Origin of the sequence: Bartonella sp. PS17NMGDW, assembly GCF_042193555.1 — a bacterium.
Classification (GTDB): Bacteria; Pseudomonadota; Alphaproteobacteria; order Rhizobiales; family Rhizobiaceae; genus Bartonella; species Bartonella grahamii.
Window position 1 is genome coordinate 107,670 of the sequence record NZ_JBHILY010000006.1, and the last position, 22,659, is coordinate 130,328.

The 22,659-nt window shown below is 36.5% G+C and carries 18 protein-coding genes, 3 tRNA genes and 4 pseudogenes; 13 read left to right on the forward strand and 12 right to left on the reverse strand.

Going from position 1 to position 22,659, the window contains the following annotated elements; translation table 11 throughout:
* Positions 1-80: 80 nt before the first annotated feature.
* From ACFIJK_RS05710 to ACFIJK_RS05720, 3 genes are all read right to left on the reverse strand, one after another.
* Entirely contained in the window at positions 81-1,481 is a 1,401-nt protein-coding gene (locus ACFIJK_RS05710) for an amino acid permease (protein WP_375627125.1), read from the reverse strand.
* Between the two features lie 832 nt (positions 1,482-2,313).
* Positions 2,314-2,619: a hypothetical protein gene (locus ACFIJK_RS05715; RefSeq protein WP_375627127.1), complete on the reverse strand. Its 306-nt coding sequence runs from the start codon at positions 2,617-2,619 to the stop codon at positions 2,314-2,316.
* A gap of 81 nt (positions 2,620-2,700) precedes the next feature.
* Entirely contained in the window at positions 2,701-3,309 is a 609-nt protein-coding gene (locus tag ACFIJK_RS05720) for a fumarylacetoacetate hydrolase family protein (RefSeq protein ID WP_375627129.1), read from the reverse strand.
* Positions 3,310-3,901: 592 nt separating this feature from the next.
* Between ACFIJK_RS05720 and ACFIJK_RS05725 the strand changes: the two are divergent.
* Positions 3,902-4,208, forward strand: a pseudogene (locus tag ACFIJK_RS05725) (hypothetical protein); the annotation flags it as partial.
* On the opposite strand, the pseudogene ssb reads toward ACFIJK_RS05725, so the two are convergent.
* A pseudogene (gene ssb / locus ACFIJK_RS05730) lies at positions 4,142-4,614 on the reverse strand (single-stranded DNA-binding protein). The pseudogenes ACFIJK_RS05725 and ssb overlap by 67 nt on opposite strands.
* A 266-nt stretch (positions 4,615-4,880) precedes the next feature.
* Between ssb and ACFIJK_RS05735 the strand changes: the two are divergent.
* The 3 genes from ACFIJK_RS05735 to ACFIJK_RS05745 all read left to right on the forward strand — a co-directional run bounded on the left by ACFIJK_RS05735 (position 4,881) and on the right by ACFIJK_RS05745 (position 5,461).
* Positions 4,881-5,060, forward strand: a complete 180-nt coding sequence (locus ACFIJK_RS05735) for a hypothetical protein (RefSeq protein WP_375626563.1) — start codon at positions 4,881-4,883, stop codon at positions 5,058-5,060.
* 79 nt (positions 5,061-5,139) lie between these two features.
* Positions 5,140-5,337 carry a type II toxin-antitoxin system HicB family antitoxin gene (locus ACFIJK_RS05740; protein WP_375627132.1) on the forward strand — a complete coding sequence of 66 codons (198 nt, stop codon included), beginning with the start codon at positions 5,140-5,142 and terminating at the stop codon, positions 5,335-5,337.
* Positions 5,300-5,461, forward strand: coding sequence for a hypothetical protein (locus ACFIJK_RS05745; RefSeq protein WP_375627134.1), 162 nt, complete (start codon positions 5,300-5,302; stop codon positions 5,459-5,461). Before ACFIJK_RS05740 ends, ACFIJK_RS05745 begins: the two co-directional genes overlap by 38 nt.
* A 231-nt stretch (positions 5,462-5,692) precedes the next feature.
* Here ACFIJK_RS05745 and ACFIJK_RS05750 read toward each other — a convergent pair.
* From ACFIJK_RS05750 to ACFIJK_RS05770, 5 genes and pseudogenes are all read right to left on the reverse strand, one after another.
* Positions 5,693-6,205, reverse strand: a pseudogene (locus tag ACFIJK_RS05750) (hypothetical protein).
* Between the two features lie 12 nt (positions 6,206-6,217).
* Positions 6,218-6,538, reverse strand: a pseudogene (locus tag ACFIJK_RS05755) (hypothetical protein); the annotation flags it as partial.
* Positions 6,539-6,724: 186 nt separating this feature from the next.
* The gene (locus ACFIJK_RS05760) at positions 6,725-7,078 is read right to left on the reverse strand and encodes a hypothetical protein (RefSeq protein ID WP_375626565.1); all 354 of its coding nucleotides are present in this window, start codon (positions 7,076-7,078) and stop codon (positions 6,725-6,727) included.
* A gap of 130 nt (positions 7,079-7,208) precedes the next feature.
* Complete coding sequence (locus ACFIJK_RS05765) at positions 7,209-7,337, reverse strand: hypothetical protein (RefSeq protein ID WP_375627136.1); 129 nt, start codon at positions 7,335-7,337, stop codon at positions 7,209-7,211.
* Between the two features lie 457 nt (positions 7,338-7,794).
* A tRNA-Leu gene (locus ACFIJK_RS05770) sits at positions 7,795-7,880 on the reverse strand.
* Positions 7,881-8,027: 147 nt separating this feature from the next.
* Between ACFIJK_RS05770 and ilvA the strand changes: the two genes are divergently transcribed.
* The 3 genes from ilvA (at position 8,028) to ACFIJK_RS05785 (ending at position 11,544) form a co-directional block, all read left to right on the forward strand.
* A complete protein-coding gene (ilvA, locus tag ACFIJK_RS05775; RefSeq protein WP_375627138.1) occupies positions 8,028-9,305 on the forward strand; it encodes a threonine ammonia-lyase IlvA in 1,278 nt (425 codons plus the stop codon).
* Between the two features lie 35 nt (positions 9,306-9,340).
* Positions 9,341-9,871: a hypothetical protein gene (locus tag ACFIJK_RS05780; RefSeq protein WP_375626588.1), complete on the forward strand. Its 531-nt coding sequence runs from the start codon at positions 9,341-9,343 to the stop codon at positions 9,869-9,871.
* 290 nt (positions 9,872-10,161) lie between these two features.
* On the forward strand, positions 10,162-11,544 hold the full coding sequence (locus ACFIJK_RS05785) for a DEAD/DEAH box helicase (protein ID WP_375626569.1): 1,383 nt from the start codon (positions 10,162-10,164) through the stop codon (positions 11,542-11,544).
* Positions 11,545-12,884: 1,340 nt separating this feature from the next.
* On the opposite strand, the gene ACFIJK_RS05790 is transcribed toward ACFIJK_RS05785, so the two are convergent.
* Positions 12,885-12,959, reverse strand: a tRNA-Asn gene (locus ACFIJK_RS05790).
* 184 nt (positions 12,960-13,143) lie between these two features.
* On the opposite strand from ACFIJK_RS05790, the gene ACFIJK_RS05795 reads away from it, so the two are divergent.
* The 6 genes from ACFIJK_RS05795 to ACFIJK_RS05820 all read left to right on the forward strand — a co-directional run bounded on the left by ACFIJK_RS05795 (position 13,144) and on the right by ACFIJK_RS05820 (position 21,081).
* Positions 13,144-13,217: transfer RNA gene (locus ACFIJK_RS05795), tRNA-Cys, on the forward strand.
* 220 nt (positions 13,218-13,437) lie between these two features.
* Positions 13,438-14,112, forward strand: coding sequence for a protein-L-isoaspartate O-methyltransferase (locus ACFIJK_RS05800; RefSeq protein WP_375627141.1), 675 nt, complete (start codon positions 13,438-13,440; stop codon positions 14,110-14,112).
* A 153-nt stretch (positions 14,113-14,265) separates the two neighbouring features.
* A complete protein-coding gene (locus tag ACFIJK_RS05805) occupies positions 14,266-15,471 on the forward strand; it encodes a TolC family outer membrane protein (protein ID WP_375626590.1) in 1,206 nt (401 codons plus the stop codon).
* A 248-nt stretch (positions 15,472-15,719) separates the two neighbouring features.
* Entirely contained in the window at positions 15,720-16,286 is a 567-nt protein-coding gene (locus ACFIJK_RS05810; RefSeq protein WP_375626573.1) for a DUF2497 domain-containing protein, read from the forward strand.
* A gap of 137 nt (positions 16,287-16,423) precedes the next feature.
* On the forward strand, positions 16,424-19,147 hold the full coding sequence (locus tag ACFIJK_RS05815; RefSeq protein ID WP_375626592.1) for a valine--tRNA ligase: 2,724 nt from the start codon (positions 16,424-16,426) through the stop codon (positions 19,145-19,147).
* A 1,142-nt stretch (positions 19,148-20,289) separates the two neighbouring features.
* A complete protein-coding gene (locus tag ACFIJK_RS05820) occupies positions 20,290-21,081 on the forward strand; it encodes a tetratricopeptide repeat protein (RefSeq protein WP_375627143.1) in 792 nt (263 codons plus the stop codon).
* Between the two features lie 102 nt (positions 21,082-21,183).
* Here ACFIJK_RS05820 and ACFIJK_RS05825 read toward each other — a convergent pair whose 3' ends face one another.
* The gene (locus ACFIJK_RS05825; RefSeq protein ID WP_375626577.1) at positions 21,184-21,930 is read right to left on the reverse strand and encodes an amino acid ABC transporter ATP-binding protein; all 747 of its coding nucleotides are present in this window, start codon (positions 21,928-21,930) and stop codon (positions 21,184-21,186) included.
* A gap of 11 nt (positions 21,931-21,941) precedes the next feature.
* Positions 21,942-22,658: an amino acid ABC transporter permease gene (locus tag ACFIJK_RS05830; protein ID WP_273788550.1), complete on the reverse strand. Its 717-nt coding sequence runs from the start codon at positions 22,656-22,658 to the stop codon at positions 21,942-21,944.
* Position 22,659 lies beyond the last annotated feature (1 nt).

Sequence of the window (22,659 nt, forward strand, 5' to 3'; positions counted from 1 at the left end):
GTCTTTTGATGTGTGAGGAGGAGGTTAAGTAGAAAAAGGGTAACTTTAGTTACCCTTTTTTGAGATGTTTTGTATAGATTTTATTTGTTCTTTGGAGCGATTTTTTTTCTTATAAATATAAAATACATTATACCTAAGAAAATAAACCAAAAGATACTGTATTTTAAAGCTGTTAGGGTATCATGTTCTAATGTCAACAAATAGAGCATGAAAGCAAAAAAAACTAACACGATTCCGCACATAATAACACCTCCCGGCATTTTGTAGACGGATTCAGCATGTAGATGAGGGTGATTGCGACGATATACAATATAGCTAATCAAAATGACGGACCATACGAATAAAAATGCAATCGCTGAAATGCTCGTCACAATTGTAAAAGCACTTATGATGCTTGGAGATGATGATGCAATTGTGTATCCTACTAAAATACATAGGCAGGAAAAGAACAGAGCATTGGCTGGAACATGGTATTTGGAAAGCTTCCCTAAAATTGGAGGAGCACCTTTTTGTGTTGCAAGCCCGTATATCATGCGGCTAGTCGAAAAAATACCACTATTTGCTGAAGAGGCAGCGGAGGTGAGAACAACAAAATTGACCAAACCAGCAGCTATTGGAATGCCTGCAAGCCAAAACATGGAGACAAAGGGACTTTTTTCTGGAACGATTTGATTCCAAGGTGTAACGGACATAATCACAGCGAGAGAAAGGATGTAAAAGAGTACAATACGCACTGGTATTGCATTAATTGCTTTAGGGAGAACTTTTTTAGGCTCTTTAACTTCAGCTGCCGTTGTTCCAGCAATTTCTATACCAACAAAAGAAAAAATGGCAATTTGAAATCCAGCAAAAAAACCTGTAATTCCTCGCGGGAAGATATTTCCATCGTTCCATACATGGTTAAGAGAGGCAACAGTACCATTTGGAGAGGTAAAGCCTGTAGCGATCATATAGAATCCAACAATAACTAATGCCAAAATTGCTACGACTTTGATAAGACCAAACCAGAATTCAAGTTCACCGAAAAATTTTACGGCAAGGAGGTTAAGGATTAAAAAGAAACCAATGCAAGCAAAAACAACAATCCATGGATTAAGTGTTGGCCACCAGAAATGCATATAGTTAATGATAGCAATAATATCTGCAGCTCCAGTTACAACCCAGCTTAACCAATAGTTCCAGCCCACAAAGAAAGCGACTCCCGGTCCTAGCATATCGGTTGAAAAATCAATAAGGGACCGGTATTGTGAATTAGAAAGCAATAATTCTCCCATAGCACGCATTACAAAGTATAGGGCACATCCAATAATCGCATAAACGAGTATGATGGAAGGTCCTGCCACACTAATTGTTTTTCCTGATCCCATGAAGAGACCTGTTCCAATAGCTCCACCGAGGGCTATAAGTTGTACGTGACGGTTATCCAAGCCACGTTGTAGTTTTATCTTAGGACCATCTTTTAAATTTTGTTTACAGTTCATTTTTTGGGGGTTCCCTTTAATTATTTTGAGGTTAAATTACACTAAAAAATGCATCATTCTGTATCGAAGCATGATATAAATGAGGTGTAAAGGAAAAAAACGTTTTTTATAATTTTGTGTGGATAAAGACAAGAATATGGTTTTGAAAAAAGAGGATGTTTTCCTCTTAAATAACGTAACAGATATTTGAATAGGGAGTTTTTAATTGTTATTATTCATAATGGTGAGAGTTTTAATTTTGGCTCAAATAGCGCTCAAAGGTTCTCATCTTAGTTTAAGAAACAGTTCTTAATGATAGAAATTTAAAATGATTTTTAAAATCACTTTTTTGTTTCATAAACGAAAAGAGGAATATCATAGCTTATTTTTTCTAAAGTGATGAATAAGGATTTTGTTTAGATAGTGATAACATTTTATAAAAGGTTGCGAGAAATTCACATCGTTTACACAAAAATCCTTGAGACTATGATAAAGAAATGCAGCGAATTCAGTTATACAAAGAAAAAAACTGGGGATTGTATAAGCTCTGTTAGAGGTTGAGCTATTCATCGTGAGAGACAGAATCAGGAAAAGATTGCTCTATTAGCTTTGCAATTTGTTATCAAAAGATAAAATTGTTCCTGTCGCTATATTAATCGCGCCTTTTATCCGCCGCTTTTTAAAGCGGAGCTGGCAAATGATATAAAAATGGTCGTTAAAGTAAACCATGCAAAGATGTTGAAAGAATGTATTGTGACAAGTTCAAAGCCTTTTTTAATTCCACCGCCAGAAGACAAAAATTTCGGGAAGTCCGTTATATAAAATATTGATACTTTGGGATTTAGTATTTGTGTCAAAAAACCGTCCATATAGCTGGTGAAAAGTTTTGTTTTACCAATAGCACTCTTTTCATTCGTTGATATTGTTTTGAATTTAAGCTGTGTTTTCCAGATTTAATCGATTTAAAGCCCATGTATAATAAAGTGCTGCCACCCATGAATTTTACTAAAAAAATAGTGTTTTGTTGTTGAGAATGAGCGCTGATACACTTAGGTATGGAAAATGTCTCATGCACATATGTTGCTGTACACAATCCTAAAACGTTTACAAATGCGTTCTTTCTTCCTAATCTCGTTGTCTTAGTGATGATAAGGGCCATATTCGGCCCCAGTAAGATGACTAAAATTAAGTGAGATGACTAAAAAAAATGAAACAATGAAAAAGGTCAGTATTTGATGATTCATTTTACCTTTAGCTCTGAAATTAATTGATCTTTGAGATATAATTCTATTCTGTCAAACTGAGAAAGTTTTCCTACACCCTGTGGAGTACCTGTGTATATGAGATCACCACGTCTTAGCTGAATGTAGTGACTCAAAAATGATATTATCTTCTCAAAGCTAAAGATCATATTTTGCGTATTGCCAACTTGTCTTGTTTCGCCATTCAGCTTCATTGCAAAGGTTATTGGGTTGTTTATTTTTTCCTTGTTTATGAAGTCAGAGACGTATGCGGCGCTTTTAAATCCTTTAGATAAAAGCCAAGGCAGCTTTTTTTCTTTCAGTTTTGTTTGCAAATCCCGCGCTGTGAGATCAAGACCTATTGCTATGGCATCATAGCATTCTTCTGCTTCTGCCTCCGTGACCATGAAAGCATCCTTTGAGATTTTGAGCACAATTTCAGTTTCAAAATGTATTTCTTTTGAAAAATCAGGGAGATAAATTTCATTGTCTAAAACGAGTGAACTGTTTGGCTTGCTAAAGATAACGGGTTCATCTTCAACAACATTGCCTAGTTCATGAACATGTTCAACATAATTGCGTCCAACACAGTAAATGTCATTTATCATAGGAGCCCTCCAAATTTTTTATTTTCTTTTTGTATAGGTAAGAGAGAACTTTGCAAACAACATTTTTTCTTATCTCGTGTTGTGCGTTTTCTGAACAAGAGGTATTGTGTGGGTTGATAACTAACCACGATGACAGTTCTTGGCATTATCTCTCTTTTGAAGAGTGCCCAATCTTACAGTCTTTAAGAGATAAGAAACACTGCTTTCATTTTGGTTGCTAATCGCGTGAAATTCCTTCAATACTTTAAAGGTGTTTTTGGTCGTCTACGCAGCGATCAGTAGGGGCTGAAAACCCTAAAGTTCGATCATAAAATGAGCCCACTCTGTGGGTGTCTCAGAATTCTGGGAGATTTTGCTATGTCCAAGTTCGATGAGCACTAAAAGCGAAAAAAGCTGATTCAAACTCAGTACTTTTAGGCTTCAGGAATATGAATGAGAGGGCGATCGCACCTGCACAAGCCCCCTTGTGTTTCTTTGCGGTATGTTCTGATACATAAGTTGGCAAGCGTCGTAAAACACAAGATGATGCTGTCGAGCTCGATGTCTCAGATCTCGCTCTACCAGCTACCAACTGATGCTCAAAAGCTTTGAGAAAAAGCAAGCCAATGAGATCAATGCCGTTGTGGCATCTATGGACGAAGAAGAGCTCTATGGAAAAGAGCTTTATTACCTATACATTCTCCAAAGCCGTTAAGAATGAACTTTTAGCTCCTTATAAGATTATTATTTGGGGTGTTGATGAAGAGGAAGTCAGTTAATCCATTCAACATCTGATAACAGATGAGAATTATAAACTTATTCTTGATGATAAAATCAAGATCATAGGCTGTCATCAAGCCTTTGCTAAAATAGATCTGAAGGTTGACTTGAGTGATGACCCAAATCTCATGCGTCGGGCTTTTGAAACGATAGCATAATTTTGAGAAGTAATGGGTGAAGGGGTAGGGGATGTCGATAAATCTTTCTTTGCATTAAGTAAATATAATTCGCCTTTAAATTGTGGTAAGATAATCTCTGTTGAGTAACGGTCATGCCCATTTTTATCTTACCATTTGCGTGTCTGTAATTTGCCTTCTACGTAAATCTTTGAACCTTTGTTTAGATATTGAAGTGCAATTTTTGCCAAATATGGATTAAAAATCACAACTGAATGCCATTCTGTTTTCTCTACTTTTTGATTGGTCTTTTATCTATATAGGTCTTAGAAGTTGCCATACGAAAATTGACTACCTCGGCTCTAGAATTCATTGTTTTGCTTTTGGTATTAGCAGCTAAATAGTCAATTAACATCACTTTATTTAGCATATTTGTAGCCCCATTAAATTAGCAATTTAATATGTAAAAATCTTAACATAATTCGTACTTTTTCAATCGTTTAAGTTTATTAATAATATTTTTAAAGTATTACATTACAATATTATTTGACAAATCATGCATCAAAAGACCATGTCACATAAATGGTACGGCTTTCTTGTTTCTGCTTTTAACTTTTCAGTAAATATCCTTTCATTAAGAGTCTGTATTAAACTTTTTTGTTCGATCTTCATTTTATGAAGAAATGGTGAGGCTAAATGAAACGAGAAGTGCTGCTTAGGGAATTACGTAAAGAAGCCAGAAAAAGAGGCATTCATTACAGTAAAGCTCCTGATGCAGGCAAAGGGTCACATTATTTGGTAACTTTTGGAGACAAGACAACCGTTATAAAATCTGATGACTTGACTCCACTTTATGTGAAAATAATAAAAAAGTAGTTGGGGGTATGAGCTGTTTTCTCAAAGGCTTAAATTTTTTGTTTCAAAAGTATTTTGATTATGACGAGGAGACATAAACATGGAATATACTTATCAAGCAAAACTGGAATCTGATTCAGATGGTAGTTTTATTGTAACCTTTCCAGGTGTACCAGAAGCAATAACAGCTGGAGAAAATAGAACTGAGGCATTAGAGAATGCTGTTGAATCTTTAGGGTTAGCATTACGGAGCTTGTCCTATGCGTGGTCTGCCTTTACCAATGCCACAACAGTATAAAGACCTTGTAGAGGTTAGGGTAGATGCGTGGAATGCTCTTAAACTTGCAGTAGTAGAAGCCTTTAATGAAGCGAATATCACAAAAACAGAATTGGCAATTGTTTGGGTAAAGACGCATTCTTGATCTAAATTATCCAACTAAGCTTCAAACACTAGAGAAAGCACTGAGTCTTCTTGGCAAGCAAGTCATTATTACAATCAAAGATGCAGCTTGAACTTTCTCTTCACCTAGAAAATTAGTCTCTGAAGCTAAGCAGCCCCCGATAGTTTTTTATCTCCTTGTTGATTTTATCTATGAACGTTGAGAAGAGACAACGCCATTTAATCTGAACAGTTTTATAAAATCGGAATTTTACTATGGCTTTTTAATGGAGCACTGTAGTGTGTAAATAGATATATTTATTAAACTGCGTGTACGTAACATAAGAAATAATACACAGACTAAAAGAGAATACCAAACAGCAATATCTGAGTATTAAAAAAGTACAGTATCCAATGAAAATAAAACTTGTACTCCACGTACTTAGAAATGACAGGTAAAGAAACCATTTCTTTATAACTACTTGGGAAAATTAAAACGACAAGCGCTAAACTTATTAGCTTTAAGAGTCTGTGCATGTACTGTTGTAAATCACGTGTTAATGTCTTCCAACCTGTTGTATTGCCGCATTTGTATTTTGGGTTGCTCTGTAATTCAGAAGGAATATTAGAATTGCATAAAATTGCAAAAACCGTTGTGACTATTACCAAAGAAACAAACGCAAATGTCAAAATATTCTGAATAAAGTCAATTTTTATTCCTGAAAAACATAAAAAATATAAAAGTTATAATACCAAACAAGGCTCTTAGCTGCTTATCTGTAAACATATTAATTTCCTGCGGTTTTCGATAATTTTTGATCTCTCTGTTGATCTCGTCTATAAGAGGTTTGTAATTGAGAACGCTTTTCGGAATAGACCACCATAAGCTCATGCTTTTACTTGCGCTTTGGTACTAAATCCGCATTACTTAGGTGCTTTGTAATACTGATCAGTATCAAATTTTTCACACTCTCTTGTACCGTCTTCATATTCGTAGAGGTTGTAAAAATACTCCTCTGCTCCGTTTCCTCCATGGTGCATATCCCACCGCCGTTGCAACAAACCTCTTTCGCATGGGCTGTTTACGGTTTTTTAAGAACAGATGTTTTAAAATGGATATGCTTTAATTCTAATTTTACAAATTTGTCTATTTGCCTCAAATTTGACCGTACAGAGCGTTTTATATTATAAATTTTTTATCATAAAATCTTGAATCGCTTTGTACGGTGCTTTTATGTCGATTTAAACGCACATCTAATCACAAAACGATCAGCATTTTTACTAGTTTGCTAACCTGCAATGTTTTTCATTGTTCCTCCAAGATCATTAAAATCCCTTCAAGCTTTTGCTTTTCAACCAACGTGAGTGGTCTTGAATTCTCTCTCATTGCCTTTTCTTTCAGATTTTTTTCACGGGTGTTCAAAACAGCCTTGCGTACAAGATTGGCTTTCGCCCAAAGATTGTTTTCTAAGTGATCTTGTAGCGCATGTCCTTTTGCACATGCCGCGTTAATCATTTCTCCTTTTGAGGCATTGCTTTCAAAACGATAGGATTCAAAATTGACAGTGCCACTCGTTATATTGCTGTCTACACGAGAAATTGTCCAGCCTGTCTTGGTATCTAGATCAAGGCAGAGAATGGTTTGTGTATTGATGATCATGTTCCCCCCATTAAGGCTGTTGCGTAATTTATATGTGAGCTATGACAGAGCGTGTTGTGATTGCCTGTCTTGAAAAATGTTTGTGAGAAAATACTTAAAACTACTTTTTGGCCAAATTTTTAACTGCCATTCAAGGAAAAATAAGCTTGGAAGCAGTTAATCTTCGAATTGATTCTTCTTGTTTTTGATTTATATCTTTTTGTGCATGTACTATTTCAGCTTCTTTATCTATTATTTTGTCTTTTTCATCTATCTCCATTCTATACCTCACTTACTTTTCTTCGTATTATCTTACTCCTGTTAAGAGCGTGAATGATGCTGCTGGTGTTGGAGAAATCTTAGGATTATTGATGAGGCGTTTGTTAGATGCAAATGACCTTGAAGAAGAGTTTAAGCATTACAAATCAGTTACAACAGAAGCTAAGTGAATTTTATCGAGCCCTGTTGTGAAAGCTGCTTAACGTTAAAAACATGACTCATTTCCTCATCCTTAAGGATGAGAAAATCAAGATTGACTGCCTCTCCACCCTAAAAGATGAGGAGGAGTTCAAAGTGCTAAAAAGGTACTTCAAAAAGCAGCAATGATTCGTATTTTAGCATCATCGTGGTGCCGTCTGATAGCGTTATAATGGCGTTGCGAAAGGTGGTTGAGAGGGTGGTTTGATTTTTATTGATTTTTAATAAATCATTGGGAAATAAGGGAAATTAAAGTATTCTGGTGCGGACGGCGGGACTTGAACCCGCAAGGTCTTCGACCGGCAGATTTTAAGTCTGCTATGTTTACCGTTTTCATCACGTCCGCGATGAGAGTTCTCTCATAAGCTATATCTTTTATTGAATCAAGAATTAATGACAAAAGAAACATTTTTCATTTTTTTAGTGAAATTTTGACTGACAATAGTTTTCTTTATCGCTAGAAAAAGCTTTTATAATGTAAATAAAGCATGAAATGATTAGTGTTATGAGTCAATTTATTCAAGACGTCACAAAAGCTATGGTGGGATTGCATCACGTGTTTGCTGAAACACCACTTCAAAGAAATGATTTTCTTAGTCAAAAGTATGATGCAGAAATTTATTTAAAGCGTGAAGATTTAACACCGGTGCGGTCTTATAAGATTCGGGGTGCTTTCAATTTTGTTTCAGAAATGCTTAGCAGTCTACCACCAGATTCTGCATTTGTTTGTGCTTCAGCGGGGAATCACGCGCAAGGGGTTTCTTTTGTTTGTCGTTATTTTAAACGTAAAGGCGTGATTTTTATGCCTATGACAACGCCACAACAAAAAATTGAGAAAACACGTATTTTTGGTAAAGAATTCATTGATATTCGTTTAATTGGTGAAACATTTGATCAATGTTATGAAGCTGCGCAATCCTTTGTCGTGGAGAGCGGTGGTGTAATGGCTCCACCTTTTGATGATATTCGCATTATTACGGGGCAGGCAACAGTGCTCTGTGAAGCTGCTTTACAATGGAAAAAACTCAATGGAGAAAGTGAGCCAGATTTAATGATTGTGCCGGTAGGGGGTGGTGGTTTGGCAAGTGGGGTGAGCAAGTTTTTACATGAATATGGTTGGAAAACAAAGCTTCGTTTTGTTGAGCCGCAAAGAGCTGCAAGTTTGCTTGCTTGTTTGGAGAGTGGAAAACGCGTCAAGCTTGAAAATATTGACACTTTTGTAGATGGTGCTGCTGTGGCTGAAATTGGTGCGCTAAACTATACAATTCTAAAGAATTTTTCCCCTGATTCTGTCATTACGGTTCCTGAAAATCGTGTTTGTTCTACGATGGTTGAAATGCTTAATGTTGAAGGTGTGGTCCTTGAACCGGCTGGTGCTTTATCGATTGACGCGCTTAACAGTATTCCTCCTCAAGAGTTAAAGGGGAAAAAAATTCTTCTCGTTATTTCAGGAGGTAATTTTGATTTTGAGCGTTTACCAGAAATTAAAGAGCGTTCTTTACGTTTCCAAGGGTTGAGAAAATATTTTATTTTTAGTTTTCCGCAACATCCTGGTGCATTGCGTCATTTTCTTTCCACATTATCACCAGATGATGATATCGTACGTTTTGAATATCTTAAAAAATCAGCGAGAAACTTTGGTTCTGTATTGGTTGCGATTGAAACAAAAAAATACGGTAATTTTTGTCTTTTAGAGGAAAAATTTCAAGCGTTAGGTTGGCGTTATCGTGATATTACTGATGATCAAACATTATTTGATTTCGTTATTTGAGAAACTGAAATTTTACTAAAACAAGAAGCATAATGATGAAACCTATTTTTTATTTGCTGCTGAGTCTGTTTTTCTTTTTGATTGTTAATCAACAGAGTTTAGCATCTCAGCCCACAATAATACAAAAAGCTGAACTTTCAAAAGTTGTTGTTGATGTCAATAATGCTATAAAAAACAGGGATTTTGCGCCTATTTCTCATTATATGCCTGAGCGACTTTATAAAGAGATGGCACATCGATTGAATACAACAGAGAGTGCTTTACGTAGTGATTTTCTTCAACAGTTGCATAGGAAATTTGAGGATTTGCCTTCTGGTGCTTATTATTTAGATAAAGAAAATATAGAGTATTTACAAACTGATAATGGGACTTTGTATGCTTTAATTCCAACAGTTCTTGAGATGAAGGATCGCATCATTCGATATAAAACTTTGGCGATTTTTGATAAAACCCAATGGTATTTAATTTATGGCGGTCAAAAAACTTTACAAAATCCAGTTTTTCTCGAGATTTATCCTGATTTTATCAAGGTACATTTACCGATGGACACAATCATTAAAAAGTAAACGATCTAAATATTGTTTTTTATTCATGATAAATGTATTTCGTAAAGTTCTTGCTTTTTTATCATAATCCAGGGATAATGGGGGTGAAGGCATTTAGGCTGGTTTGTTGGCTTTTTCTAAAGTGAAGTTTATACGCCTTTATCTTGATTTCAAGGTGCTCATGAGCTGCGCAGGCCGCTTTTAAAGCGTTGCTTCATTTAAAATGTCAGGGATTTCTCTTGCGCGGATTCTTGAGTGGAGAGTTCAGTTGGTTACTTGTTTGAGTTCTTCAGCTGAGGAAAGATTGTATTTTGCCTATAAAAGAAGAAAATGTTTTTACAAAGTTAGGTTTGCCTACTCTTTTGATTAAAAATTTACTCATTGCTGGGATGAGTAAACCTAAACCTATACAAGAACAAGCTATTCCAGTAATGTTGAAAGGACACGATATTTTAGGTGTTGCTCAGACAGGTTCTGGAAAAACCTTGGCTTTTGGTTTACCTATTTTAAGTCAGATTTTGGCTTTGGGTGATAAACGCTGTCCTAAAACTGCACGCGCTTTGATTTTAGCTCCAACGCGTGAACTTGCTGTCCAGATTGATGAAACGATTCGCACTGTGGCGAAGGGAGCTCATCTTTCAACATGTCTTATTTTTGGGGGCGTATCACGTTTAAAACAAATTAAACGTATGGAAGCAGGTGTGGATGTTTTGATAGCGACTCCAGGGCGTTTGAGAGATCTTGTTGGTGAAAAGTGTGTTGATCTTTCCCAATCTCGTTTTTTGATTTTGGATGAAGCAGATCGTATGTTGGACATGGGGTTTATTCATGATGTCAAGCAAATTGCAAAGCTTTTGCATCAAGAGCGTCAGACAGCACTCTTTTCTGCAACAATGCCGAGGGAAATTGCTGTGCTTGCAAAATGTTTACTCAATGATCCTGTTAAAATTGAAGTTGTTCCTCAAGGTACTACGGCTGTAGAGATTTGCCAAAAATTATATTGTGTTCCTACGAATGAAAAAAAGAATGTTTTAAGTAAACTTTTGACAAATCCAGCTTTTAATTCGGTTATTGTTTTTACCCGAACTAAACATGGGGCTGATTCTGTTACACGTAGTTTGGCAAAGATAGGGTATTCAGTCGCAACAATTCATGGGAATAAATCACAAGGTGCTCGCCAGTCTGCTTTAAAAGCTTTTCGTGAAAGATCTGTGCGGATCCTTGTGGCAACAGATATTGCTGCACGCGGTATTGATATACCAGGGATAAGCCACGTTATTAATTATGACTTACCAGATGAAGCTGAAAGTTATGTACATCGTATTGGTCGTACAGGACGTAATGGTGCATCTGGCGAAGCACTTACACTTTTTGATGAGAAGATAGAAAGGGAACGGTTGCGTGCTATAGAGCGCTTGATTCGTATGAAATTGGCGGTTGAGTCAGTTCCAGAACAATTTGCAGTGTTTCCAGAAAAGCCAATTTTGCCAGAAAGTAGAGAAAAAGAAAACGATAAGGAACGCCGTTTTAAAAAATCTAAACGTCAAAAACAGTTTTTAGGTCGAAAAGATGATGCCGCACAGTTGCAGCGAAAGAATTCTTCATCTCCAAATGAGAGGCATAAAAAAGCAAAAGCGGTGGCAAAGCGTGCAAAGCCTTTTCGTTTTCGAAAATCAGTTAAGAAGGCTGCCTAGATAAAGTCTTGAAAAAAGATTATGTACTGGAGATTTTTTACTTTTGTTGATTTATTCTCAATTGAAAAGAGGTATAAAATACTCTTGCCAAAATAAGAAGGTCTTTTAGAGGTTTTCATTTCTAAAAAATGAAAACCTCTAAGTGTTTGGATTATTTAAAAATCTTTTAAAAAGAAATTATTATTGTAGAGGCGATTATTTATTTTCTTTATTTCCATTTTTAAAATGGGAATGAAAATAGATTTTATTTATATAAAATTATTTTTTAAAAGATGTATTTTATCTTTAATGATAACTTTTAATTTTAAAAATTGATTTCTAATAATAAGCCATTGTTTTATATATAAATAATTCATTATATCGTAAAAATTTTTCATTTTTAAGCTATTTATGTGGATCAATCAAAAGTATTCATTTGCACGTTATATGTGAAATTATCGTATAGATAAACATTTGAGAAATAAATAAAATGATACTTATAAACTCTTTCAAAGGCGAGGGGTATTGCTAAGATTGAGAGTTGGAAAATAGTATGATGGTATGGCTTTTATTATAAATAAAGATGGGATGATTAATCGATTTCATTTTATATCATTTGCGGGAGTTATTGTGAAATGGGCTTGGGGGAAATTTAAGAGATATCTCTTTAGAAAAGCGTGTGACTGCATAATACAATAGCAAGAATGTCATGATTTCTGAAGGCTTTCTCAGGATTCTTAACAATTTAAAGCCGATAAGACTTTATGTATTAAATGTTTTATGACAGTGGGATGAAATATCCAGGGCAAGGTTGTTTGTAAAGCGTTGAAGTGGTTAGCAGGAGGAACAACCTGTTAGATAAGACGCCGGAATGTTTACAGACTTGTTTGATGTTTTTTGCTTTTAGGATGGGGAGGAGGTTATGTGGGATATATGGAGATAATATATTCCCTGATTCTTGTTTCTTCCATTTTTCAAAATGATTGCTTCATGAGCAGGTTTTTAAGTTTAATTGCTTTATGGAGTACAAATCATTTTTCCTTGGACAAAAAATTATATGAGATTTTTTTCATTGCTGATGGCGCTTAATAATTCCTTCTCGTGAAAGAAGCCCTATTTTATAATGTGCAAATAATTGCAGCGCTCTCTGATAAAGGCGCGGTAGTTTGAAAAAAGTAATCTTATTTGTGCTATTTTAAAATGAATCAATGGTTTTTTGCGTTCATTGAAAAAAATACATCCCGTAGGATATTGCGTTTCTACTTTATTGTAAAAACCTTATTCCATAGCTTTTATTAACGAATCCCTCATTGTAAAAAACATACGGAAAATCAATAAGTTATTTGTGATAGAAAAGAATGTGGCTCCCCGGGCCGGATTCGAACCAGCGACCAACCGGTTAACAGCCGGTTGCTCTACCGCTGAGCTACCGGGGAATGGTGCCCAATCATTTAGTTGAAAAGGCTATAGCAAAGCAATACTGATTTGCAAAGGATAAAATTACTTTTTTTAAAAAAATATGATAAATTGTGTAATAAGAGGAAAAAAGGCGAGAGAAGATTTCTACACCTTGACGGATGCGTTGCCTTCCCTTATTGAAACCTTTATGTTTGTTGACGAGGCCTCGTGGCGGAATGGTTACGCAGAGGACTGCAAATCCTTGTATCCCGGTTCGATTCCGGGCGAGGCCTCCAGCCGATTTTAAACGAAACGGCTTTTAGGGGAGATGAGGTATAGGAAAATAGATTATTTCCCTCTATAGTTGTGAAGACATTTTTTTATGAGAGATCATACAGTTAAAATCTAATTGTTGACTGGAGCACCCTTTTTCGTAACGCTCATAGTTTAAGAGATCTTCGTCCATCTTTGTCGCTGTTTTGTTTGTTTTTTGTAGGTTAGGAGAAAATATTCGTTATGGTTGCAGATTTTGCTGAGCTTCGTCGCAAAATGGTTGACAATCAAATTCGTACAGTTGATGTAACGGATTTATCAGTTCTTGAAGCGTTTTTAACGGTATCTCGTGAAGATTTTGTATCGGAAGATATGAAAGTATTAAGTTATCTTGATACCGACATTGTTCTATGTCCAGTACAAGATGGGATTCCTGCACGCTATTTGATGAAACCTGCATCTCTAGCGAAATTACTACAGCTTGCCGCTGTAAAATCATCAGATGTTGTTTTAGATATTGGTGCAAATAGTGGTTATTGTGCAGCGTTGCTTGCAAAACTTGCAGGGTCTGTGATTGCGTTGGAAAGTAATAAATCTCTTTTTGAACGTGCTCTTGAAGCTTTAGAACGTAATCAATGTGATAATGTGGTTGTCGTTCATGGTCCATTAGAGCAAGGATATGCCGTTGAGGGACCTTATGATGTGATTTTCATTGAGGGATCTGTTGATTTTATTCCACAAGGTATCTTTGATCAAATGAAAGACTGTGGACGTCTTGTTGTGGTTGAAGGGTACGGAAATGCTGCTGTTGCACAAATCTATATAAAAGAAGATGGGATCATTTCGGCACGTCGTGCTTTTAACCTCGCTGTAAAGCCTCTTCCTTGCTTTTTAAAAACACCTGGTTTTGTGTTTTAGTGCTTGTTTGTTTTGTGAATAAAAGATAATTTCGTAATTTATTTGGGATTTGTTATTGTGTGTATTGTGTTTAGAGTAAACAAAAAGTTTCAGGTGTCTTTATTACTGGGGTTGAGTATTTTACTATCAGATACTGTTTGTGCTGAAACATTGATGGATGCTTTTTCTAAGGCTTATAAGCATAATGCTAAGTTGAATAGTGAACGTGCAGCTGTCCGTATATCCAGTGATGATGTTGTCATTGCGCGATCAGGGTTATTGCCACAAGTTGAGGGGGTTGGGAACTATGGTCGGAATAAGTCTTTTACAGGTCCTTATGTCACTTCTGGATCTATAGGCGTGAGATTAAATCAAAGATTATTTGATGGTTTTATCACGCAAAATATCTTTTCTTCAGCTCAAATTAAGTTGCAGGCTCAGCGTGAATATCTTCGTAATGTTGAACAAAATACGTTTCTGGAGACAGTGACCGCTTATGCTAATGTCTATCACGCACGTCGTGTTGCCGATCTTCGGAGAGAAAATTTGGCAGCTCTTGAAGAACAAGTTCGTTCCAATAAAGCAAAATTTGATGTGGGTGAAGGAGGGCATGTTGATCTTGCTCAAGCTCAAGCTGCACGTTCTGTGGCTGTTTCAGAGCTGAGTCTTGCTCGTGCTGATGTAAAAGCAGCAGAGGCAGTGTATCGACAAGTTATTGGTTCTGATCCTGAAAAGTTAAAACGCCCACCTGTAGCCAAAGATTTTCCCGTCAACCTTGATATGGCTTACCAAATGAGCGTTGTGATGCATCCAGCAATCCTTTATGCTAAATATTTAGTCGATGCGAGTGTTTACAATGTAAAGGCGAAAGAAGGAGCATTGCTCCCTAAAGTTGATTTTTCTGCAACAGCATCTTATAATCGAATCTACAGCGGTGCTGGAGAGGATGGAGTTTCTAAATCAATAGGATTGTCAGTAAGTGTCCCAATCTTTGAAGGAGGGCGTACGTCTGCGCAAATTCGTCAATCAAGGGAACAGCTTGGACAGGCGCAGCTTCAACTCGATTTGGCGCATAGTAATACTAGGCAAGTACTTACTTCTGCTTGGTTTCAGTTGGAGGGCGCACGCTCATCTGTTCTTGCTTACCGTGAAAGTGTTCGTGCTGCTGAAATTGCTCTGAAAGGCCGTGTTCAAGAAAATCGCGTAGGGCAAGCAACGACGCTGGATGTTTTAAATTCTCGTACTCAATTGATTAATGCTCAGATTGCGCTTGCAATGGCGGAGCGTAATGCTGTTGTGGCAAGCTATAGTGTTCAATCTTCTATTGGTAGATTGACTGCAAATTATTTAGGTTTAAAAACAATTAAATATATCCGATAATGCATAAAAGTATTTCTTTAATCTTAAATTATTTTAGTTTTTAAAAGATTGGTAAATCAATAGTTGAGTATGTTTAAAAATAGAACGGTGAGATGTTATTTTTATAAGTGTAGAAAATTGTGTGTAGCGCCCTCTTTATGACAAGCATATTTGAAAATATCCCGGGAGGCATGTTGATCTTATGATTCTTTTGCATACACTGAAAGTATGATTCTATTTGTTGTTGCGTCTTTGAGAGGTTGTAAAGTATGGTACAGAGTTCAAGCGTGTTACGTGAGCCAAGTATGGATGAAATTTTAACATCTATTCGTGAAATAATCGAAGAAAATGCGGTTCAATCTGATCACTTTTTAAATGAAGATGTTGCAGTGAACGCTTCGGAAGGTCGTTCAGAAGCTGCATCAGGAGGTATTTATGATACAACCTTATCGGTTGATGATGCTATGAAAGCTTTAGCTGATCGTATTGGTCTTTCTTCTGAAAATCAAGGGGGGAAGATAACGCAAGAGAAAGAGGATATAGAGGCAGAGAATAATACAGTTGGTATGGATATGCAAAAGATGAAGCTTTCTTCTGAAGAACGGAATTCTGTTTATAAAGCAAAAGAATATGAAGATGAGATAAGGAAATCACAGTCAGAAGCTAGAGGGGATGGTCATGTGGAATTGTCTGCATATTGTATTTCTTCTGCAGAAAAGATTGCAAAGGATGTGTTGCGTCCGGCTATAGCAGAATGGTTACAGTCTAAATTGCCTATTTTGCTGGAAGATATTTTGCGTGAAGAGATTGTGAAAGCGATTAAAAAATCATCTTAATTATTTTTATGTTTTTCATTTTATGAGAATTTTGTTTGCGATTTTGCGAGCTCTCTAGTGAATGGCTGAAAATCACGGGCTTTTGATCGGGATTTGATCATGTATTGTGTTTTTCAGCGGCGTTATGGATGGATAGAATGTTAGAAAAAAACTATGATGCTGCCTCTATAGAGCAACGGGTTGCAAAGAGATGGGAGACTCGTGGGGCCTTTAAAGTGGGAGCTGGTTCTAAAAGCGGTGCAGAACCTTTTTGCGTTATGCTTCCACCTCCTAATGTTACGGGTTCACTTCATATGGGGCACGCGCTCAATACGACAATTCAAGATATAATAGTTAGATTTCAGCGGATGCGTGGCAGAAACGTCTTGTGGCAGCCTGGTATGGATCATGCTGGGATTGCTACACAAATGGTTGTAGAGCGTCAACTTGCAGAACGCCAAGAGCCAACGCGTCAAGAAATGGGGAGAGAAAAGTTTATTGAGCGTATTTGGGAGTGGCGTTATGAAACTGGAGGCGTTATTTCAAACCAGTTGCGTCGCCTTGGGGTTTCATGTGATTGGTCGCGTGAGCGGTTTACAATGGATGAGGGGTTGTCGCAGGCAGTTCGTGAAGTCTTTGTCACGCTTTATAAGCAAGGGTTGATATATAGGGATAAGCGCCTCGTCAATTGGGATCCTAAATTGTTGACAGCTATTTCAGATCTTGAAGTTGAGCAAAAAGAAGTTCAAGGACATTTGTGGCACTTTAGATATCCACTTGAGGGTAAAATTTTTGATCCAAATGATGCGACAACTTTTATAACAGTGGCGACAACACGACCAGAAACAATGCTTGGTGATACAGGAATTGCTGTTAATCCTGAAGATGAGCGTTATAAAAATCTTATCGGTAAAAATGCTCTTTTGCCACTTGTTGGTCGTAGGTTATTAATTGTTGGTGATACGCATGCTGATCCTGAAGCTGGAAGTGGTGCTGTAAAAATCACACCAGCTCATGACTTTAATGACTTTGAAGTAGGACAGCGTAATCATTTACGCTTGATCAATATTTTTACCCAAAAAGCCGAGATTTTTCTCCGTGAAAATGAAGCCTTTTTTGATGGTTTGATTTTGTCAGATGAATTAAAAATGTTAGTAGAAAATCTCGATAAATCTGATCGTTTTGTTGCGCGCCAGAAGATTGTTTCTTTGATGGAAGAACAGGGATATTTAGCCTCTGTTGATGATCATACCCATATGGTTCCTCATGGAGATCGCAGTGGTGTTCTTATTGAGCCGTTTTTGACAGATCAATGGTATGTTCATGCTGCTGAATTAGCAAAGCCAGCGATAGAGGCTGTTCAACAAGGCAAAACGCGGTTCGTTCCTGATAGCTGGAAAAAGACTTACTTCAATTGGATGGAAAATATTCAACCTTGGTGCATTTCTCGCCAATTGTGGTGGGGACATCAGATTCCTGCTTGGTATGGTCCTGATGGGACGGTTTTTGTTGAAAAAAGTGAAAAAGAGGCTTTAGATTCAGCTTATGCTCATTATGGTGAGGTTGTTGAATTAATCCGTGATCCGGATGTTTTAGATACTTGGTTTTCATCAGCTCTCTGGCCTTTTTCAACATTAGGATGGCCAAATAAAACGACTGAATTATCTACTTTTTACCCAACATCTTTGTCTGTGACAGGATTTGATATTATTTTTTTCTGGGTTGCTCGTATGATGATGATGGGACTTCACTTTATGGGTGACGTTCCTTTTCCAACGGTCTATGTGCACGCTCTTGTTCGGGATCAAAAGGGTGCGAAGATGTCAAAATCAAAGGGAAATATTATTGATCCCTTAGAGCTTATTGATCAATATAGTGCTGATGCACTTCGGTTTACTTTAGCTATTATGGCAGCACAAGGTCGTGATGTAAAACTTGACGCTTCCCGTATTGCTGGTTATCGTAATTTTGCTACGAAATTGTGGAATGCTACCCGATTTGCACAGATGAATGGTGTGAAGCATGATCCAACTTTTAAGCCAGAACAAGCAAAATTGGCGCTTAATCGTTGGATTTTAACAGAGTTATCTAAAACGATTTCAGCAGTGACGACTGGTATTGAACACTATAAATTTAATGAGTCTGCTGCCACACTTTACCGTTTCGTTTGGAATACATTATGTGATTGGTATTTGGAGCTTCTCAAACCTATTTTTCAGGGGGAAAATGAAGATGCTAAAAATGAGGTTCAAGCTTGTACTGCTTGGGTTTTAGATGAAGTTTATAAACTTCTTCATCCTTTTATGCCTCATATGACGGAAGAGTTGTGGTCTCTTACAGAAACGCAAGCCATCAAGCGTGAGGATATGCTCGCATTGACAAAATGGCCAGAGGAAACATTGATAGATGAAGAAGCTGCTGATGATATTAATTGGCTTATTGATGTCGTTACAGGGATTCGGTCTGTACGTTTTGAAATGAATATTCCAGTGGCAACACAAGCACCTCTTGTTGTTGTTGAAGGAGGGGAAGTAACGCGAGAGCGTGTGAAGCGTTATGATGCACTTCTTAAAAAATTAGCGCGTATTGAAGTTATTGATTTCTCTGATAAAGTTCCGGAAGTGTCGGCACAAATGATTTTGGGAGAGGCTGTTTTTTGTTTACCATTAGGACAGTTGATCGATTTGGAGGCTGAACGTGTTCGTTTGAGGAAAGATGTCAGTAAAATTGAACAAGATATTGAGAAAATATCGCTTAAGTTAAACAACCCCAAATTTATAGCAAATGCGAAAGCAGAAATTGTTGAGCGTGAACGGAACAGGGTTGTAGAACTGCGTGCAGCGCAGAAGAAGATATTTGTTGCTTTAGAGCGGTTGGATTGATTTCAACTTTTTACTTTTTTGTGGATGATTTCATACCATTAGGTTTGGTATAGATCTTCTTTAAAGAGACTTTTTCTTTTGTTAGTTTTTCATGAACGATCATAAAATCTCTACTGAAATCCATTGTTTTCTGTTTATCATTAAAAAAACATCTTTTAAGGTACCCAAGCCTATCTCATGACGGAGATCATGAATAGTATAACGGTAAATCTATTGAGCTCCCCTTCTTTACGCTTGTAAAGTAACAAGCGCTGTGGCGCTATCCCGCCCCAATCCGGACAAGGACTTGGCACTTAAGACCGTTCATGAGAGGCATTGTTAGTTCTTTCTTACACAGAGTTTTTATCCACATAGCTCTCTCTGCTTGTAATGTGCAAGCGGATGGTTTTGATTGATTCAACATGGAACAGGTTTTGAATAAGAGAATCTTACGATATTCGAGGGACTCATTCAATATGCAAAAAAGTAAATTATCATTATAAATCAGTACGTTGTTTTATTACTGTAAAACATCATCATTTAGAGTAGCAATATAAGGCATGTAAAATTACACATGTGGTATTTTTGTTGTATGTAATGGTGAGTATTCTGAGGTAGGGCTTGTGTATAAAGTATGAAGTAATTCCATGTGAAATGATGTTAGGTGGAATCTGTTAAGCAAAAAGCTGTATTGTTTATAGATTGACGGTGGCAAAAAACTTCATCTTTAAGGTGGTAAGGCAGTTGTGAAGTTATAAGTTAACGATCATCATTATATTTATCTATCTTTCGTATTGTTTTTTATACTTAAATGCTTACCATTCATCATGTATTCTCTTCGTTCTCAAGTTGCTGTTTAATGCACGTTATTTTATTGAGCGATTTTTACTTATACGTATAAAATTTTAAAATCAATAAATCCTAGAATGTTAAAGGAGGTGTTACAAAATATAGGATAATGATTTATATTTAAAAATCAATTTGTTATATATAAAAATGGATACTTAATTTTATCGAACATTTTGGATGGTTTTTATTTATTGATCTTTTCTTTTAAAATTTTTATTTTGAAATCGCGTGTGCTTTTTACTAAGAAAAAGGGTTTAAATATCTACAAAGAAATTTGTAACAGATATAATCATTAAAATTGAGATAGGGGGGAAATGGTTAATAGGTTTCAGATATGGAAAAAAGCCACTATTGTTGTGATTTTAGGGGGATTTTTTTCGACTGTTTATGCAATAGATGTCAATAGCTTGCAAGAAGCGAATGATGGTGCGTTTTATTTTTTTAAACGTGGTATGTCTGCTTATAAAGATGGGCATATAAATCAGGCTATTGCAGCATTACGTCGTGCGGCTAAGAGAGGCCATATTGGTGCGAATTGGAAACTAGGCTCTATCTATGCAAATGGTGATGGTGTCCCTAAAAATGATTATAAGGCATATTATTTTTTTGCATATATTGTTGAAAAAGGCACTGATCTTGGTTCAGAGGATGAAAGTTATGTTTCTGATGCATTGGTTAAACTTGCGGGATATATAAAAAAAGGTATTCCTCAATCACCTGTGAAACCTGATCCTTCTTATGCTGCTCATCTTTATATGCAGGCTGCGGTGAACTATGGAAATTCTAAAGCTCAGTATCATTTAGGAAAAATATTTTTAAAGGGAGAGGGAAGGGAGAAGAATCTTATACAAGCAGCACGATGGTTTCAACTTTCAGCAAAAAAAGGAAATCCTTCCGCCCAAGCAATGCTTGGAAATATGCTGCTTCAAGAAGGAAAAATTGTCCGTGGGGCAGCATTGTTAACTGCTGCCTATGAAAAAGCTAATGTAAAAGACAGAAATTGGATTCGCCCTTTGCAAGAACAGGCTTTTGCTCTTTGTAATGAATTTGAGAGACGTACAGCAATTTCACTGGTTGCTGATATTTTAAAAAATAACAGTTTTTAAACATCTGATTGTAATATTTTTACATTCTCTCATCCGTTATTAAACTCTACTGTCTTGTGTCTAAGTTTACAGTAGAGATAGCTTTTTGTGATAATATAACGGCTAATGACTTAAGATTTTAGACAAAAATTCTTGCGTTCTTGGTGTTCTCGCTTGTGGATCAGAAAAGAACTCTTTAGATGAACAGTCTTCAAGAATTGTTCCTTGATCTATGAAAATAACACGCTCCGAGACTTTTTGTGCAAACCCCATTTCATGGGTTACACAAATCATCGTCATACCTTCTTCTGCTAAGCTAATCATGACATCGAGCACTTCACCTACCATTTCAGGATCTAGAGCAGATGTTGGTTCATCAAAAAGCATGACAAGTGGATCCATAGTTAAGGCACGTGCAATAGCAACACGTTGTTGTTGCCCTCCAGAAAGTTGACCAGGATATTTATCTTTGTGTTCAATCAGCCCAACGCGTTCAAGATACAACAATCCACGTTCAAGTGCTTCTTTTTTGCTTCGTTTTAGGACTTTGATTTGCGCAATTGTCAAATTTTCTGTGACAGATAAATGGGGGAAAAGCTCGAAGTGTTGAAATACCATTCCCACCTGACTTCGCAATTTAGGCAGATTCGTTTTTTTTGAATGAACTGGTACTCCGTTAATCCAAATTTCACCTTTTTGAAAAGGAACGAGAGCGTTAATAGTTTTAATGAGTGTTGACTTTCCTGATCCTGATGGACCACAAACGACAACGACCTCTCCTTTATTAATGTTGGTTGTACAGTTTTTAAGGACGTTAATTTCGCCATACCAATTAGAAACATTTTTTATTTCGATCATATGAGTAGACATTTTTTTTCCTATTAGCGAATAATGGATACTTTTTTTTGTAAATACAAAACTATTTGTGACAGTGTAAAACAGATAACAAAATAGAAAACAGCTGCTAAGATATAAGCTTCTTGCTTTACACCAAAATTATTAGCAGCAATATCAAAACCATTTAAAAGACTGTTGCCACTGATTGCATAAACAAGGGTTGTATCCTGAAAAAGGATAATAACTTGTGTTAAAAAAACTGGTAGCATGTCCCTAAAGGCTTGAGGAAGAATGACAATGTACATACTTTGCCAATATGTCATTCCGAGAGCTTGTCCCGCATATTTTTGTCCTTGCGAAACTGAGTTTATGCCAGCACGCATAATTTCTGCAAAATAAGCCGTTTCAAATGCGGTAAAGGTAATGAGTGCTGATTTATTTGCACCGATGGATGTACCGGTTAAAAAAGGCAAAAGCACGAAAAACCATAAGATAACCATCACAAGTGGTATTGAACGCATAGCTGTTATGTAAACGATTGCAAACCAAGAAAGAAGTTTTATGGAAGAAAGGCGCATCATTGCTAAAAGGGTGCCGAAAACAAACCCCAATACCGTTGCAAAAAGAGTTAGAAAAACGCTAAAGAGCAAACCTGATAAAATGTAAGAACGAAATACATCAAAGGTAAAAAAGGAAAAATCAAAGTCGGAAAAATTGAAAGGAAAATAAAGTCCAAACTGAGAGCTTATGAAATTCATCATT

Excerpts from the sequence above, each read along its gene's own strand:
- ACFIJK_RS05740 (WP_375627132.1), top strand. The coding sequence starts at position 5,140 with ATGGAATATACTTATCAAGCAAAACTGGAATCTGATTCAGATGGTAGT.
- ilvA (WP_375627138.1), top strand. The coding sequence starts at position 8,028 with ATGATTAGTGTTATGAGTCAATTTATTCAAGACGTCACAAAAGCTATG.
- ACFIJK_RS05830 (WP_273788550.1), bottom strand. The coding sequence starts at position 22,658 with ATGATGAATTTCATAAGCTCTCAGTTTGGACTTTATTTTCCTTTCAAT.
- ACFIJK_RS05720 (WP_375627129.1), bottom strand. The coding sequence starts at position 3,309 with ATGATAAATGACATTTACTGTGTTGGACGCAATTATGTTGAACATGTT.
- ACFIJK_RS05715 (WP_375627127.1), bottom strand. The coding sequence starts at position 2,619 with ATGGCCCTTATCATCACTAAGACAACGAGATTAGGAAGAAAGAACGCA.
- ACFIJK_RS05780 (WP_375626588.1), top strand. The coding sequence starts at position 9,341 with ATGAAACCTATTTTTTATTTGCTGCTGAGTCTGTTTTTCTTTTTGATT.
- ACFIJK_RS05735 (WP_375626563.1), top strand. The coding sequence starts at position 4,881 with ATGAAACGAGAAGTGCTGCTTAGGGAATTACGTAAAGAAGCCAGAAAA.
- ACFIJK_RS05760 (WP_375626565.1), bottom strand. The coding sequence starts at position 7,078 with ATGATCATCAATACACAAACCATTCTCTGCCTTGATCTAGATACCAAG.
- ACFIJK_RS05805 (WP_375626590.1), top strand. The coding sequence starts at position 14,266 with ATGGATGCTTTTTCTAAGGCTTATAAGCATAATGCTAAGTTGAATAGT.
- ACFIJK_RS05825 (WP_375626577.1), bottom strand. The coding sequence starts at position 21,930 with ATGTCTACTCATATGATCGAAATAAAAAATGTTTCTAATTGGTATGGC.
- ACFIJK_RS05800 (WP_375627141.1), top strand. The coding sequence starts at position 13,438 with ATGGTTGCAGATTTTGCTGAGCTTCGTCGCAAAATGGTTGACAATCAA.
- ACFIJK_RS05815 (WP_375626592.1), top strand. The coding sequence starts at position 16,424 with ATGTTAGAAAAAAACTATGATGCTGCCTCTATAGAGCAACGGGTTGCA.
- ACFIJK_RS05810 (WP_375626573.1), top strand. The coding sequence starts at position 15,720 with ATGGTACAGAGTTCAAGCGTGTTACGTGAGCCAAGTATGGATGAAATT.
- ACFIJK_RS05765 (WP_375627136.1), bottom strand. The coding sequence starts at position 7,337 with ATGGAGATAGATGAAAAAGACAAAATAATAGATAAAGAAGCTGAAATA.
- ACFIJK_RS05820 (WP_375627143.1), top strand. The coding sequence starts at position 20,290 with ATGGTTAATAGGTTTCAGATATGGAAAAAAGCCACTATTGTTGTGATT.
- ACFIJK_RS05745 (WP_375627134.1), top strand. The coding sequence starts at position 5,300 with ATGCGTGGTCTGCCTTTACCAATGCCACAACAGTATAAAGACCTTGTA.
- ACFIJK_RS05710 (WP_375627125.1), bottom strand. The coding sequence starts at position 1,481 with ATGAACTGTAAACAAAATTTAAAAGATGGTCCTAAGATAAAACTACAA.